We start from the raw sequence: 15267 nt of genomic DNA, 5'->3' as shown, positions 1-15267 counted from the left end.
TTGGGACCCGGAGACAGCAGGCGCTCTCACACCGCAGATGAATTTATTTTCATTGAAGAAATTGCAGAAGGAATTGAGATTTATATTGATATTTTGGAGAAAGTTTTATAAGCTGGAAGTAGGAAGTAGGAAGTAGGAAGCTGGGAGAGGGATGAATGATGGGAGGCTTGTAAGTAACGACTTAGGAATCGGAGGCGTTAAGAAAATTAATTCTGTGAACGTTAAGAAAATTCTACTGTTCGAAGCGCGAGATAAATATTGAACCGAAGAACAAATTTTGAATTCGCGCAAGTCTAGAATTTTTAGAGAACAGAAATAATTTTTAGCCGGAGTTTCCAGTCTTGAATTTTTGTTTCTTTTGTTTCAAGACAAAAGAAAAATTATAAAAAAAAAGTTTTATTATTCTCAAAGCTACGAAATATGCAGAAGAATCTTTAGTGTTTTTAAAAGAGATTTCTTCTTCGTCGGAATGACAAAATCAATTAATAAAGGAAGATAAAACAGTTGGTTGTAAACATCCGTCACCCAACTTCCATATCTTCCATCAAAAAAGAAATTTTATGAAAAAAATATGGCAAAAAGACAATAACGCCACCAATATATTAGTCAATACATTCACAGTCGGGAAAGATCTTGATTTTGACGAACGTTTGGCAAAATACGATGTCAAAGGTTCAATGGCGCACTGCAAAATGTTGGCAGAAGTGGGAATTATTTCTGTTGAAGAATCAGAGCAAATGTTGATTGTTTTAAAGGAAATCTTAGAAGATATTGAAAACAGAATCTTTGGAATCGATAAAAATGCGGAAGATATTCATTCCCAGATTGAATCAATTTTAATTGAAAAATTAGGCGATACCGGAAAGAAAATTCACACGGCGCGTTCCAGAAACGATCAGGTTTTACTGGATATTAAATTGTATTTATTAGACGAAATCCGTGAAATTACCACATTAACAGACGAATTCTTTCAGATATTAATTAAATTGGCGGAACAGCATAAAAATGTTTTGCTTCCGGGATATACCCATTTGCAGATTGCGATGCCTTCGTCGTTTGGATTGTGGTTTGGAGCTTATGCAGAAGCGTTGTTGGATGATGTTGAAATGTTGTTTTCAGTTAAAAATATCATCAATAAAAACCCATTGGGTTCTGCGGCAGGTTACGGTTCATCGTTCCCGATTGACCGTGAAAGTACGACCTACAATTTAGGTTTCCAGTCGATGAATTACAATTCCGTGTATGCCCAGATGACGCGTGGAAAGTCTGAAAAAATGCTGTCGATGGCAATGGCGACTTTGGCGGGAACATTAGGAAAATTCTCTTACGATGTTTGTCTGTATTTAAGCCAGAATTTCGATTTCATCAACTTTCCGAAGGAATTCACAACAGGAAGCAGCATCATGCCACACAAGAAAAATCCGGATATTTTTGAGCTGGTTCGTGCGCGCTGCAACAGAATACAGTCGTTACCGAATGAATTTATTTTACTGACGAATAACCTTCCTTCAGGCTATCACAGAGATATGCAGCTTACAAAAGAAATCCTTTTCCCCGCGATTGATTCCTTAAAAGAATGTCTGGAAATTTTAAATTATACGTTGCCTAACATTCAGGTGAAAGACGGGATTTTGGAAGATGAAAAATACAAATATCTCTTCAGTGTAGAGAAAATTAATGAAGAAGTAAAAAACGGGAGTTCATTCCGTGATGCCTATGTAAAAGTAGGACAGGAGATTGAAAATAATGCGTTCGATTTTGAAATTGGAAATTTAAACCATACGCATCAGGGAAGTATAGGGAATTTGTGTCTGGATAAAATAGAATATCAGTTTAATAAACTGAAAAATAAATTATTGGGTTAATTATTTTAAACCATTAAGATTCATTTAAGGAGTTAAAAAAATTAAGAGATATAGGATTTTTGATATAATTCGCTTCAAAATCTTAAATTAGCTTAATTTCTTAATTAAAATCTTAATGGTTCATTTTAACCCAGATCAATCTTAAACTTCGTAGACTTTTTCACCTCGTGCAATACAATAGAACTGTGATATTGACCGATATTAGGAATGTTTGAGATCACATTCACCGTAAAATCATTATAAGAATTAATGTCTTTAGCGATAATCTTCAGCATATAGTCGTATTCACCGGAAAGACTGATAATTTCCTGAACTTCATCATGCTGCATGATATTTTTTTCAAAAGTTTCCAGAACTTTTTTAGACTGTTCTTTTAAACGGACATTGCAGTAAACGACAATATTTAAGCCCAGTTTTTCGCGGTTCAAAAGACCTACATATTTCTCAATAATTCCGTTTTTCTCCAGTTGCTTAATGCGTTCATACGTTGGAGTAAAGGTAAGACCAATTTTTTCTGAAATTTCTTTCACAGAAAGCGTAGAATCTTCCTGAATAATACTGAGAATCATCCTGTCTTTTAAATCCATATAGTCGATTTTGAATGGTAAATATACAATTTTATAAAAATTAAAACTAAAATTTTGTTTTATAAACCCAAAACCTTTTGATATACAGCCGGAATATTAACATCTGTTTTGTTCAATGGCAGACTAATTGCTGTAATCTGCATACGAAATCCAGATTAATATGAACCGAAATACGACTACGGCAACATCTTCATTGGCTGATTACGATACCCATCATAAATTTAAAAATGAAATTTTAAACGGACTGAGTGAGGAGCCCAAACATTTATTATCCAAATATCTCTACGATAAAAAAGGAGATGAGCTTTTTCAGCAGATCATGAATATGCCGGAATATTATCTCACCGATTGCGAACTCGAAATTTTTACAAGAAAAAAGAATGAAATTGCAAAAGCAATCCGAGCATTCGATGAGCCTTTTGATCTGGTGGAACTCGGAGCCGGAGATGCTACAAAATCCTCGTATCTGCTTGAATATCTTGTAGAGCAAAACGCAGATTTTACCTATATGCCGATTGATATTTCCGCAAATATTATTTCAATTTTGGAGGAAAATCTTACTTCAAAAATTCCGGAGCTTAAAATGACAGGTCTTAATGGAGAATACTTTGAAATGCTCGATAAAGCCAACGAAATTTCTTCCCGCAGAAAAGTCATTCTTTTCTTAGGTGGAAATATTGGAAATATGGAAATTGAAGAAGCCTATGAATTCTGTAATGCATTAAAATCGAAACTCAATCCAAATGATATTCTTCTTATTGGCTTTGATCTGAAGAAAAATCCCCACACCATTCTTGCTGCCTATAATGATAAAGCGGGGATAACTTCATCTTTTAATCTCAATCTTTTAACCAGAATCAATGAAGAATTGGAAGCAGATTTTAATATAGATAAGTTTAGTCATTATCAGACCTATGATCCGCTTTCGGGAGCATGCAGAAGTTATCTGATTAGTCTTGAAGATCAGAAGGTACATATTGATGATCAGGAAATCAGTTTTAAAGCAAATGAAGCGGTGTATATGGAAATTTCCCAAAAATACTCAGAAAAGGAAATAGATATAATGGCAAGGAAGACCGGATTTAAACCATTGAAACAAATTTCTGATACCAGAGGATGGTTTGTAGATGCAATCTGGAAAGTTTAATATGAACTAAAAACTAAAACGATGATTGAACAAAATACACTATTCAAAGAAAAGCAATTGCTTGAGAATTACCGCAGAATCAGAGAGCGATCCGTTGAAATATGCGAACCGCTTGAAACAGAAGATTTTGTAGTTCAGCCTGTTGTAGATGTAAGTCCTCCGAAATGGCATTTAGGACATACGACATGGTTTTTCGAGACTTTTATTTTGATCCCGAATCTTGATGGTTATCAGGTTTTTAATTCACAATACAATTTCGTTTTCAACAGTTATTACGAAACCATTGGGGTAAGAGTAATCCGTACAGACAGAGGAAATTTGAGCCGGCCTTCTGTTGCCGATATTTTTCAGTACCGGAAATATGTCGATGAACAAATGGAAACTTTTGTTTTAGATAACGACTTATCCGATGATCTTCAAAAACTTTTTGAATTAGGTCTAAACCACGAACAGCAGCATCAGGAATTGTTATTAACCGATATCAAATATATTCTCGGACACAATCCGTTATTTCCCGCTTACAACGAAAATTTTCCTTTGGAAAAATCAGAACCCGAAAATTTTGAAATGCTTTATTTTAAGGAAGGAATTTATGAAATAGGTTTTGAAGGAGAAGGATTTTGTTTTGATAATGAATTAAACAGACATAAAGTATATCTGAATGATTTCCAAATCTCAAACCGATTGGTAACCAACTCAGAATATCTTGAATTTATGAATGACGGAGGATATGAAGATTTCAGACACTGGCATGCGGAAGGCTGGGACTGGGTAAAACAAAATAATTCTAAATCTCCCTTATACTGGCATTTCATAGAAGATCAATGGATGCATTACACGTTGAACGGTTTAAAAGAGATCATTCACGACGAAGCTGTTTGTCACATCAACTTTTTTGAAGCTTCTGCTTTTGCCTCTTGGAAAGGGATGCGCTTGCCTACCGAATCGGAATGGGAAATCGCTTCCGGAAAATTTGACTGGGGAAAACGTTGGGAATGGACAGGAAGTGCTTATCTTCCGTATCCCGGCTTTGCAAAAGAAGAAGGAGCAGTAGGAGAATATAACGGAAAATTTATGGTCAATCAGATGGTTTTGAGAGGTGCTTCATTGGCAACACCGAAAGAACACAGCCGGAAAACATACAGAAATTTCTTTCCGGCTCCGCTTCAGTGGCAGTTTACAGGCATAAGGCTGGCTAAATAATTTCCGCGGATGATACAGTATATCGAAAATCAACCCTAAAAAATAAACAATTGCTTCCGAAAATAAATGCTTGACAGTGAACGGTGAAAACCATGCCAATCCGCTTTGTAAAGGTATTTTAACATTACTATTTATTGTTTTTAGATGCTGACAAGTAACGGATTTCTCTACAAATTTAATTTTCATTTTGTCAGTTTACAGAATTGTTATATCTTTGCACCTAATGAATAACACAGTATTTATATCATTAGAATTACCGGGCGTAGACGCCCTTTACGATATTTATTTATTTTAAGCGAAGATATTTTCTTCGCTTTTTTTTTGTAAAAAATTTAAAGACAATATGTTTACGATTACAGAACTAAGCAACGAGAGAATCAACAGTATAGTAACAGAAGCATTGGCTTTTGCGAACGGGAAAACTGCCAAAATTGAAGGAGAGGTTTTCTGTTCCAATCTTTTCTTCGAAGACAGTACAAGAACGAAAACAAGTTTTGATATTGCTGAAAGAAAATTAGGATTGCAGGTCGTTCCTTTCGATGCTTCCCACAGTTCCGTAAACAAAGGAGAGAGTCTTTATGATACGGTAAAAACCATCGAAAGTTTAGGGGTAAATCTTGTTGTAATCAGAGATAAGAAAGACCGGTATTTCGATGAACTGAAAAATATAAAAATTCCGGTGATTAACGGAGGAGACGGAACAGGAAACCACCCTTCACAATGTATGCTGGATTTAATGACGATCTATCAGGAATTCGGAAAATTTGAAGGATTAAAAGTAGGAATCGTTGGAGACGTAAAACACAGCAGAGTTGCCAATTCCAATGCCGAAGCATTAAGAAGGTTAGGCGCAAAAGTATATTTCTCAGGACCGGAACAGTGGTTTGATGAAGGAGCCTTAATCAACGGAACCTATCTGAATATTGATGAAATGATCCATGACGTAGATGTTCTGATGCTACTAAGAATCCAGCACGAAAGGCACGATGCTAAAATGAGCTTCTCCGCTTCAGAATACCACAAAAAATATGGTTTAACCAAAGATAGAGAAAAAGCCATGAAAAAAGAAGCCATCATCATGCATCCTGCACCCATTAACAGAGGAGTGGAAATTGATGATGATTTGGTAGAATGCGAACGCTCAAGAGTTTTCAAACAAATGCAGAACGGTGTTTTCGCAAGAATGGCAATTTTAAAAGAAGCCTTGGAAAACCAAGGATATACTTTTAAATAAGAACCAAGGTAAAAGAGCCAAGGTAACAGTAAAAAGAATCAAGTAGTAAGCCGACCCGAAAGGGTCAAACCACAATAGCCGTGGGTGAAACCCATGGAAAAGAAAAAAGATGATAACCAAAGCCCTGAAAGGGCGATCTGTTAATAGCCATGGATTAAACCCTTGGAAACAAAAAAGATAAAGATTATCAAAGCCTCGTAGAGGCGACCTGTTAATAAAAAAGAAAATCTAAATAAAGAAAATGAAGAAAAAGTTAATACTGGAGTCCGGTGAAGTGTTTCACGGAGAAGGTTTCGGAGCAGAATTGGAAACGGCAGGAGAGGTGGTTTTCAATACCGGAATGACAGGGTATCAGGAATTGATCTCTGATCCGTCTTACTGCGGTCAGATTGTTTGCATGACCTATCCGCTTATCGGAAACTATGGAATTAATAGAGATGACTATGAGAGTATTGAACCGGCAATTAAAGGACTTATTGTAAAAGAGCTTTGTGATCTGCCATCCAATTTCCGTACTCAGATTACTTTAGATGAACTATTTAAAAAGAAAAACCTTTCCGGAATTTCAGGAATCGATACCAGAAGACTCACAAGAATTCTTCGTAACCATGGAGTTGTGAAAGGAAAAATTGTAAACGCTGATGCCGATGAAAGCACAGAAGTTTCAGAATTAAAATCAACCAGCTTCCCAACGAATCAGGTGGAGCAGGTTTCCACAAAAACACCTTATGCAAATCCGGGAAGAGGCTTAAAAGTAGTATTGGTAGATTTTGGTTCCAAATTAGGAATTATCAGAGAATTGTCTCAAAGAAACTGCGATATCACAGTCGTTTCTCAGGATGTAACCTCAGAAGAAATCTTACTAATGAATCCGGACGGAGTTATGTTATCCAACGGTCCCGGTGATCCTGAAGATAACCAACAGGCTTTAGAAATGATCAGAGGAATTTTAGGAAAAGTTCCGATCTTCGGAATCTGTTTAGGACACCAATTAATTGGTTTGGCTTGTGGAGCAAAAACGTTCAAGTTGAAATTCGGACACAGAGGTGGAAACCATCCGGTTTTAGATGTAGAGAAAAACAAAGTGGCGATCACTTCCCAAAACCACGGTTACGCCGTAGATCAGGAAAGTTTGAAAAATACAGATTTAATAGAAACACATATCGCCCTGAACGACAGAACAAACGAAGGTCTGAAACACAAAATTCACCCTTGTTTCTCCGTTCAGTATCACCCTGAAGCAAGCCCCGGTCCAGAAGATGCGAATTATTTGTTCGACGAATTTATCCAGTTAATGGAGGATTTCAAAAAGTAGAAGATTAATTTGGGCAGCTTAATCCGCCTCAAGTTTATCCTGAGCTAAGTCGAAGGACTCCCAATCTTTTTTGCAGAACTTTTCGGTCAAAAACAGAACAATCAGGATGGCAAAAAAGGATTTCCGCTCAAGTCGGGCTGCGTGCAATTCGCCGCAAAATTAAAGAATCCGAAGGATTCAATATGAATAGCCGTAGGTGCAACCTATGGAAAACAGTGAAAACCCATGAAAATGGTGAAACCAAGAACAGAACCATGAAATGGTTCAATAACATTAGCCGAGGGTGACCCCATGGAATAATAAAAAAGAAGTAAAATGAAAAGAAACGACATAAAAACAATTTTAGTAATCGGTTCAGGTCCCATCATTATCGGTCAGGCGGCGGAATTTGATTACGCAGGAACGCAGGCGTGCTTATCTTTAAAAGAAGAAGGCTACAAGGTAATTTTGATCAATTCAAACCCTGCAACCATTATGACGGATGTTGAAATCGCAGACAAAGTCTACATCGAGCCGATTTCACTTCAGTTTGTAAGTCACATCATCAGAAAAGAACGTCCCGATGCGCTTTTACCAACGCTTGGAGGACAAACCGGACTGAATATGGCGGTAGAACTGGAAAAATCAGGAATTTTGGAAGAATGCAAAGTTGAGGTGTTGGGAACAAAACTTTCAGCCATCAACAGAGCGGAAGACAGAGATCTTTTCCGTGAACTGATGAGAGAATTAAATGAACCTGTTCCGGAATCTGATATTGTAAACACGGTGGAAGGAGCATTAAATTTTGCCGACAGAATCGGGTATCCTGTTATTGTTCGTCCGGCTTTCACAATGGGTGGAACAGGAGGAGGTATCGCTTCCAACGAAACGGAACTGAAAGAAATTGCTGAACTGGGATTAAAACACAGCCCTGTAACACAATGTCTGATTGAAAAATCAATCGCAGGTTTCAAAGAAATAGAATACGAAGTAATGCGTGATGCAAACGACAACGCCATTGTGGTTTGTAACATGGAAAATATAGATCCGGTTGGAGTTCACACAGGAGATTCAATCGTTGTGGCGCCTTCTCAGACACTTTCAGACAGAGAATATCAGTTGTTGAGAAACGCTTCACTGAAAATCATCAGAGCATTAGGAATTGAAGGAGGATGTAACGTGCAGTTGGCTTTAGATCCGCATTCATTCAATTATTATATCATCGAAGTAAACCCGAGAGTTTCGAGATCATCCGCTTTAGCATCAAAAGCAACAGGATATCCGATCGCAAAAATCGCTGCAAAAATCGCGGTAGGATTAACACTGGACGAAATCATGAATCCGGTAACAGGAAAGACTTACGCTTGTTTCGAACCGGCTTTAGACTATGTGGTAACAAAATTTCCAAGATTCCCTTTCGATAAATTCGAAACAGCGGACAGAAGATTATCAACCCAGATGAAGGCTACGGGTGAAGTAATGGCAATCGGAAGAAATTTCGAAGAATCTTTACAGAAAGCCATCCGTTCTCTGGAAACCGGAATTAAACATATTGGTTTAAAAACCAAGCAGGCAGCAGCTTTAACGGCTGAAGAAATTGAAAGAAGAATCAGAGTTTGTGATGACGAAAGATTATTCATCATCGGAGATGCTTTAAGAAGAGGGTATGACTGGGAACAGATCGTAGAATGGAGCAAAATTGATAAATTCTTCATTTGGAAAATCAAAAAGCTGATTGATTTCGAAAAAACAATCGCAGAAAATAAATTCAGCAAAGAAATTTTACAGGAAGCTAAAAAACTAGGTTTTGCAGATATAAATATTGCGGTTCTGTGGAACGTAACAGAGCGTGAAGTGTTCAATTTCAGAAAAGAAAACGGAGTAATGCCGGTGTATAAAATGGTAGATACCTGCGCTGCGGAATTCGAATCTGAAACACCTTATTTCTACGGAACGTACGAAGAAGAAAACGAATCTGTAGTTTCAGACAAAGAAAAAATCATCGTTCTTGGTTCAGGACCCATCAGAATCGGACAGGGAGTTGAGTTTGATTACGCAACGGTGCACTCAGTTTGGGCAATCAAAGAAATGGGTTACGAAGCGATTATCATCAACAATAATCCTGAAACCGTTTCCACGGATTTCTCGATTTCAGATAAACTTTACTTCGAACCTTTAACGGAAGAAGATGTAATGAACATCATCGAGCTGGAAAAACCAAAAGGCGTTGTGGTACAGTTCGGAGGACAGACAGCGATCAACTTAGCAGATAAATTAGCCGCTCATGGAGTTGAGATTTTGGGAACTTCCCTGGAAGATCTGGACAGAGCAGAAAACAGAGATAAATTCGAAAAAGCGCTTCAGGAAATGCAGATTCCACAGCCTTTAGGAAAAACATCGGTTTCAAAAGAAGAAGCGATAAAAATTGCCAACGAGATCGGTTATCCGGTGTTGGTTCGTCCGAGCTACGTTTTGGGAGGAAGAGCAATGGAAATCGTGTACACGGAAACAGAACTGGCGCACTACATGGAAAATGCAGTGGAAGCGAGCCCTGAACATCCTGTTTTGGTTGACAAGTACATGGTTGGAAAAGAAGTGGAGATCGATGCCATCTGCGACGGTGAAACAGTAATCATTCCGGGAATTATGGAGCACATCGAAAGAGCGGGAGTTCACTCCGGAGATTCAATTGCAGTGTATCCTCCACAAAATATTTCACCAAGCGAAATCGAAACTTTGGTTGATTACACGAAAAGATTGGCGAAAGGATTAAATGTGATCGGATTAATGAATATCCAGTACGTTCTTTTCGAAGGAAATGTATATGTGATCGAAGTAAACCCAAGATCATCTAGAACCGTACCTTTCTTATCTAAAATTACCGATGTTCCGATGGCAAATCTGGCTACAAAAGCAATTTTGAGACAAAAACTGAAAGATTTAGGCTACGAAAGCGGACTGGTTCCAAACAAAGAAGGGGTTTTCGTAAAAGTTCCGGTGTTTTCTTTCTCAAAATTAACAAAAGTAGATATCTCTCTAGGACCAGAAATGAAGTCTACAGGAGAGGTTATGGGGAAAGACACCACTTTGGAGAAAGCTTTATACAAAGGATTGGTTGCGGCAGGAAGAAAAGTTCCGATGCATGGGTCAATTTTGTTCACGGTTGCAGATAAACACAAGCAGGAAGCGGCTGATCTCGCGGCAAGATTCCACGAAGTTGGTTTCAGAATCTGGGCAACGGAAGGAACGGCAAAATTCTTCGAAGAAAAAGGAATTCCATGCAAAATCGGATATAAAATCGGGGAGGAGAGTGTCAACCTGATCGACCTGATCCAGAAAGGAAAAGTGCAGTATGTTGTGAACACGATGACGAAAGGAAAACAGTCGGAAAGAGATGGTTTCCAGATCAGAAGAATGAGCGTGGAAAACGGCGTACCTTGTTTAACATCCATGGATACAGTAGAAGCCATCCTGAAAGTTATCGAAAGCATGAGTTTCAAAATGGAGACAATGTAGTTTTCGGAAATTTTAATGATTTACCATAAATCAAACCTCACAGTTTTTTAAAACCTGTGAGGTTTTGTTTTTACATGGTTTTCGAATTAAATAAAGTAAAAGCGGGAGATTTTTTCTTCCGCTTTTTTATAGAGATTTTTCAGAATTTTTTGAAGCAAAATTAAATCAATAATAATTTAATAATTCCGTACATTAGATTTTTTAAAAACCATAACACGGTCCTATAAAGTAAACCATGATTAAAAAAAGCCTTATAATATTCCTTGCATCATTCTGTCATTTTATATTTTCTCAAAGCAAAACAGCTACTTATTATGCGGAAAAAGGAAGAGATCTTGTAAAGCAGAAACAGTATGCAGAAGCCATAAAGAATTATGATAAAGCAATAAGCATTAATCCGAACAGCAGTGTAGTTTTTCATCATCGTGGTGCTTCTAAAGCCAATCTCAAGGATTATAAAGGAGCGATAGCCGATTACTCAGCATCAATTAAGTTGAATCCGAATGATTTTGAAGTATTTTATAATCGTGGTGTTGCAGAATATTATTCAAAAGATATCCAAAATGCATGGAATGATTTCAGTAAAAGTATAGAAATGAATGCCGATTTTGCGCAGTCTTATTTATTCAGAGGATATTGTAATGGTGATTTAAAGAAATATGAAGAAGCATTACATGATTTTGACAAGGCACTTACACTTGATCCAAACAATGCAGATGGATATATCAACAGAGCTATCGTTAACATAAATGTTGGCAATAATATAGAAGCAATGGAAGATGCTGACAAATCTGTAGTATTAAATCCACAGGATATAAGAGGTTACAATATAAGAGGACAGGCAAAAGCTTTATTGAAAAAATACAAAGATGCTATTGACGATTTTACGATTGTAATTAATAAGGATCCGAAACATATACAGGCAATTTCCAATAGAATGTCTTTAGAATTAGAATTACACGACACTGAAGGTGCCTGTAAAGATTATTTGAGAATGAAAAAACTGGGCGAGAAAAATACCTATATGGAAACTTATTGTAATTAATGTTTCTAAGTTTAGGAATATCAATATTAAATTGCATATATGTTAACTCTGGAAAATATTAATGAATTTTTTGCTGATTATCCGATTAAAGATATTGACTGCAATCACAATATTTTAATGGATTATGAAAAGATTTTTAAAATTTACGATGGTAAATTTGGATATTTAAGCTATCTGGAATTTAAATCTTCAGATGATTCAGAAATTTTTTTAGGCTCTTATCCGATGAACGGAGCCGATTTGTGGAAATGTAAAAAATGTGGGAAGCTCAAATTCTTTTATACCGAAACAGGCGGTCATTTTCCTCAGACTTCATCTGTTGATGTGGATTTTAATAAGAAATATCTTTCAGATCCCTTTGCAAAATCAGTCTCCATAAAAGCCGAAAAATTGAGTGATTTTATCACTACATTTGGTTTTGCCGAATTGCAAAATTCTGAAAAAATAGAAAAATTTAACGGAATTAAAGTTATTGATAAATCAAAAAGCTATATTTTTGGTTATCATGAATTTAACGGAAATATTACTTTCAATATGATTGCAGATAAAAATACTTTGAGAAAAGTATATGATTTTGAAAATTCATAAAAACACAAAACGATGTCAGTACAAAATTTCTCTTACACTTTCACCACTTCAAAATCCCCTGAAGAAGTTTTTAATACTTTAATCAATCCCCGAAACTGGTGGATTGATCTGCATAATGAAATCATTACCGGAAAATCTGAAAATAGGAATGATGAATTTATTTTTGATGCCGGAGATGGAGTTCATCACACCGTTCAACGGCTTGTAGAAGTAACTCCTTACGAAAATATTGTTTGGGAAGTGATCGAAAGCAAACTCACATTTGTAAACAAAATGGACGAATGGACAGGAACAAAAATTTGTTTTGAGATTTTCAAAGAAGCCGATAAAACAAAAATTATTTTCACGCATGAAGGCTTGATCCCGCAATTTGAATGTTTTGGCGGGTGTTCCGGTGCATGGTCGCAGTATATGGAAAAGTTGGAGAAAGATTTGAATCAATAGAATTTTAAGATTTTGAAAGAAAAATTATCTGCTCTGTTTATTATTCACTATAATTATAATATTTAGAATTCATTTCATTAAGAAAAGTTTTAATTTCAGTGTTTTCTTCATAAGATCTCTGCCTTATTTTCTTTTGCTCTTCGGAAAATTTAAATCCATTTCTTTCATCGTCTAAAATCCTTTCAATGTAACGTGGAACCCTTTCCGGAATTTTTTCCGGAGTATCTTTCAGAATTGTAAAAATTCTGTACATTTAGAACAAAACCTGTAAATTTAAAAATGCACAAAAAAATCTTTCCCATTCTATTTTTCTTTTTGATTTTCAGTATAAATGCACAAACTGTATACACCGGCTTTATCGGCAATTATCCTGTTGAAATGGTGATTTATCCTTATGGGAAATTGGCTGATGCTACATATTCTTACACTAATTTCGATGAACCGATAAGTCTGGACAATGGCAAAATAAACAACGGACATCTTATCTTTCAGGAAAAGAAAAATTCAAAAAAAGATATTACGACAGCTGTTTTAACACTCAATAATTTTTCTAAATCCAAAGATAACCTCGAAGGAACATGGAAAAATACAAAAAGCAATACCGAACTCAAAGTCAGCCTTACCAAACAATATGCTTTTGATGTCGGTGAAAATATCGAATGGTCTGGAAGAGAACTGCTGCAGCCTGTTTCTCTGGGAAATAATTATTTTAAAATTGTACTTACCAAAAAGAAAGATGAATATTACCCGAAAGTTTCCGCAGTGAAGATTATTGAGAAAAAAACTGATAAAGTGTTGCAGATTCTTAATGTAGAATGCCAACCTTGGGGATTGAATAGTATTGCTGTAAATGATTATAATTTTGATGGAATTATGGATTTTTCAGTTTTTGAAAGCAGTTATGCCGGTCCCAACACTTCCAGTATTTACTTCTTATACGATAAAAGATCCCGGCAATATTTTGAAAGCGGCTTTAGCGGAATTTCTTTGGAATTTGATCAGGCTAAAAAAAGAATTTACGAAAGGAATGAATGCTGTGCCGGTACAGTGGTGACAACCGCGGAATATAAAGTGTTGGATAACAATATGATTATACTGGGACAACACTGCTATCGCTGGAGCGAGAAAAAGCATGGGCTTGTAGAGAGAAAGTTAAAGGAATGCCGGTAAATTTTTCTTTTTATGAAAGATTTCCTATGGTAAAGGTGATAGGAAAATAAATTAGTTTTTATTCGAGTCAAAAGAATTGTGGGGAAAAGAAATTTTATATCTTTAAAACCTGAAAATTAATAACTCTGAAACCAAATGACGAAACATCAGCAAAGAGTAGCCGAAGTCTATCATTTTTTCGACAATAAAGATACTGTTTTAGGATTTAGAAAATTACTGGACTGTGCGATGGATACTCAGAATATGGAGATCTACAAAGAAGCAGTCGCATTAACTGACTGGAAAGAACAGTTCCCTTCGTACACGGATGAACTCATCGAAAAATCAAAAAATCTTCTTCAGAAAATAGAAAAAATTCCGGTAAAAGAACAATCGCTGGAAAAATCTGTACTGAGAGCCAGAAATATTTTAAAATCCTACGGAAGCAACCGCTTTTCGCTGGGTCCTGTTTCTGTGGAAATGAATAAAGGACAGGTTTATGGCTTAGTAGGCGAAAACGGAAACGGAAAAACAACTTTACTGCGCATTCTTGCTAAGGAAATTTCTTTTAATGAAGGTGATCTGAATTATTCTTTCAACGAAGAACCAGAAAATGAATACGATCTCCGTACAAAGCTGGTTTATATTCCGCAGAGAACTGCAAAATGGTACGGAAGTTTAAAAGACAACCTGAAATTTGTACTGTCAAATTACAGTGTGAAACCTGAAGAAAATGAAACACGAACTCTAATGATGATTGCCCGTCTCGGACTTTGGAATTACAAACATCTGAAGTGGAGCGAACTTTCTTCCGGATACAAAATGCGTTTTGAATTAGCCAGAACACTGCTAAGAAAACCTGAAATTTTATTACTGGATGAACCTCTTGCCAATCTGGACGTTTTGGCACAGCAGGTTATTCTGGAAGATTTAAAATCGATTGCAAATTCAGTTAATAATCCTATTGCGTTGATTTTGAGTTCACAGCAGCTTTACGAGGTAGAGAAAATATCAGATAAAGTTATTTTCCTGAAAAACGGACAGTACAAAGACAATTCTGAATTGGTAAATGAAGAAAATGACGGACTGATTATCGAAATTGATACCACAAATTCCAGAGAAGATTTATTAAAAGCATTTGAAGGTTTCCCTCTTGAAAAACTGAATTTCAACGGAGGAGTTTATGTCGCTCATT

13 protein-coding genes and 1 pseudogene are annotated in these 15267 nt (G+C 36.3%); 12 read left to right on the top strand and 2 right to left on the bottom strand.

Annotated features, from left to right (window positions below; translation table 11 throughout):
* Together WFK35_RS12305 and argH are read left to right on the top strand one after the other, a co-directional pair.
* Positions 1-111: pseudogene (locus tag WFK35_RS12305) on the top strand (acetylornithine deacetylase); the annotation flags it as partial.
* A gap of 449 nt (positions 112-560) precedes the next feature.
* The gene (gene argH / locus WFK35_RS12300) at positions 561-1865 is read left to right on the top strand and encodes an argininosuccinate lyase (RefSeq protein WP_336732839.1); all 1305 of its coding nucleotides are present in this window, start codon (positions 561-563) and stop codon (positions 1863-1865) included.
* 125 nt (positions 1866-1990) lie between these two features.
* On the opposite strand, the gene WFK35_RS12295 is transcribed toward argH, so the two are convergent.
* Positions 1991-2452, bottom strand: coding sequence for an Lrp/AsnC family transcriptional regulator (locus WFK35_RS12295; protein WP_214589353.1), 462 nt, complete (start codon positions 2450-2452; stop codon positions 1991-1993).
* A 160-nt stretch (positions 2453-2612) separates the two neighbouring features.
* Here WFK35_RS12295 and WFK35_RS12290 point away from each other — a divergent pair, with 160 nt between their 5' ends.
* The 8 genes from WFK35_RS12290 (at position 2613) to WFK35_RS12255 (ending at position 12923) form a co-directional block, all read left to right on the top strand.
* Positions 2613-3599, top strand: coding sequence for an L-histidine N(alpha)-methyltransferase (locus WFK35_RS12290; protein WP_336732838.1), 987 nt, complete (start codon positions 2613-2615; stop codon positions 3597-3599).
* A 21-nt stretch (positions 3600-3620) separates the two neighbouring features.
* Positions 3621-4802 carry an ergothioneine biosynthesis protein EgtB gene (gene egtB / locus WFK35_RS12285; RefSeq protein ID WP_336732837.1) on the top strand — a complete coding sequence of 394 codons (1182 nt, stop codon included), beginning with the start codon at positions 3621-3623 and terminating at the stop codon, positions 4800-4802.
* 343 nt (positions 4803-5145) lie between these two features.
* Positions 5146-6036, top strand: a complete 891-nt coding sequence (locus WFK35_RS12280) for an aspartate carbamoyltransferase catalytic subunit (protein WP_336732836.1) — start codon at positions 5146-5148, stop codon at positions 6034-6036.
* Positions 6037-6277: 241 nt separating this feature from the next.
* Complete coding sequence (locus tag WFK35_RS12275; protein WP_336732835.1) at positions 6278-7351, top strand: carbamoyl phosphate synthase small subunit; 1074 nt, start codon at positions 6278-6280, stop codon at positions 7349-7351.
* 315 nt (positions 7352-7666) lie between these two features.
* Positions 7667-10846: a carbamoyl-phosphate synthase large subunit gene (carB, locus tag WFK35_RS12270; protein ID WP_336732834.1), complete on the top strand. Its 3180-nt coding sequence runs from the start codon at positions 7667-7669 to the stop codon at positions 10844-10846.
* 235 nt (positions 10847-11081) lie between these two features.
* Entirely contained in the window at positions 11082-11891 is an 810-nt protein-coding gene (locus WFK35_RS12265) for a tetratricopeptide repeat protein (RefSeq protein WP_336732833.1), read from the top strand.
* Between the two features lie 39 nt (positions 11892-11930).
* On the top strand, positions 11931-12479 hold the full coding sequence (locus WFK35_RS12260; RefSeq protein WP_336732832.1) for a hypothetical protein: 549 nt from the start codon (positions 11931-11933) through the stop codon (positions 12477-12479).
* A 12-nt stretch (positions 12480-12491) separates the two neighbouring features.
* Positions 12492-12923, top strand: coding sequence for an SRPBCC family protein (locus WFK35_RS12255; RefSeq protein ID WP_336732831.1), 432 nt, complete (start codon positions 12492-12494; stop codon positions 12921-12923).
* A 40-nt stretch (positions 12924-12963) separates the two neighbouring features.
* On the opposite strand, the gene WFK35_RS12250 is transcribed toward WFK35_RS12255, so the two are convergent.
* Positions 12964-13176, bottom strand: coding sequence for a hypothetical protein (locus tag WFK35_RS12250; RefSeq protein WP_336732830.1), 213 nt, complete (start codon positions 13174-13176; stop codon positions 12964-12966).
* Between the two features lie 26 nt (positions 13177-13202).
* On the opposite strand from WFK35_RS12250, the gene WFK35_RS12245 reads away from it, so the two are divergent.
* Positions 13203-14093, top strand: a complete 891-nt coding sequence (locus tag WFK35_RS12245; protein ID WP_336732829.1) for an XAC2610-related protein — start codon at positions 13203-13205, stop codon at positions 14091-14093.
* Positions 14094-14228: 135 nt separating this feature from the next.
* Positions 14229-15267, top strand: a 1039-nt coding sequence (locus WFK35_RS12240) for an ABC transporter ATP-binding protein (protein ID WP_336732828.1), incomplete at its 3' end; no start/stop codon positions are given.

Origin of the sequence: Chryseobacterium sp. VD8, from assembly GCF_037149975.1 — a bacterium.
GTDB lineage: Bacteria > Bacteroidota > Bacteroidia > Flavobacteriales > Weeksellaceae > Chryseobacterium > Chryseobacterium indicum.
This window is presented reverse-complemented; position numbering and strand designations above follow the sequence as displayed.

Excerpts from the sequence above, each read along its gene's own strand:
- argH (WP_336732839.1), top strand. The coding sequence starts at position 561 with ATGAAAAAAATATGGCAAAAAGACAATAACGCCACCAATATATTAGTC.
- WFK35_RS12295 (WP_214589353.1), bottom strand. The coding sequence starts at position 2,452 with ATGGATTTAAAAGACAGGATGATTCTCAGTATTATTCAGGAAGATTCT.
- WFK35_RS12290 (WP_336732838.1), top strand. The coding sequence starts at position 2,613 with ATGAACCGAAATACGACTACGGCAACATCTTCATTGGCTGATTACGAT.
- egtB (WP_336732837.1), top strand. The coding sequence starts at position 3,621 with ATGATTGAACAAAATACACTATTCAAAGAAAAGCAATTGCTTGAGAAT.
- WFK35_RS12280 (WP_336732836.1), top strand. The coding sequence starts at position 5,146 with ATGTTTACGATTACAGAACTAAGCAACGAGAGAATCAACAGTATAGTA.
- WFK35_RS12275 (WP_336732835.1), top strand. The coding sequence starts at position 6,278 with ATGAAGAAAAAGTTAATACTGGAGTCCGGTGAAGTGTTTCACGGAGAA.
- carB (WP_336732834.1), top strand. The coding sequence starts at position 7,667 with ATGAAAAGAAACGACATAAAAACAATTTTAGTAATCGGTTCAGGTCCC.
- WFK35_RS12265 (WP_336732833.1), top strand. The coding sequence starts at position 11,082 with ATGATTAAAAAAAGCCTTATAATATTCCTTGCATCATTCTGTCATTTT.
- WFK35_RS12260 (WP_336732832.1), top strand. The coding sequence starts at position 11,931 with ATGTTAACTCTGGAAAATATTAATGAATTTTTTGCTGATTATCCGATT.
- WFK35_RS12255 (WP_336732831.1), top strand. The coding sequence starts at position 12,492 with ATGTCAGTACAAAATTTCTCTTACACTTTCACCACTTCAAAATCCCCT.
- WFK35_RS12250 (WP_336732830.1), bottom strand. The coding sequence starts at position 13,176 with ATGTACAGAATTTTTACAATTCTGAAAGATACTCCGGAAAAAATTCCG.
- WFK35_RS12245 (WP_336732829.1), top strand. The coding sequence starts at position 13,203 with ATGCACAAAAAAATCTTTCCCATTCTATTTTTCTTTTTGATTTTCAGT.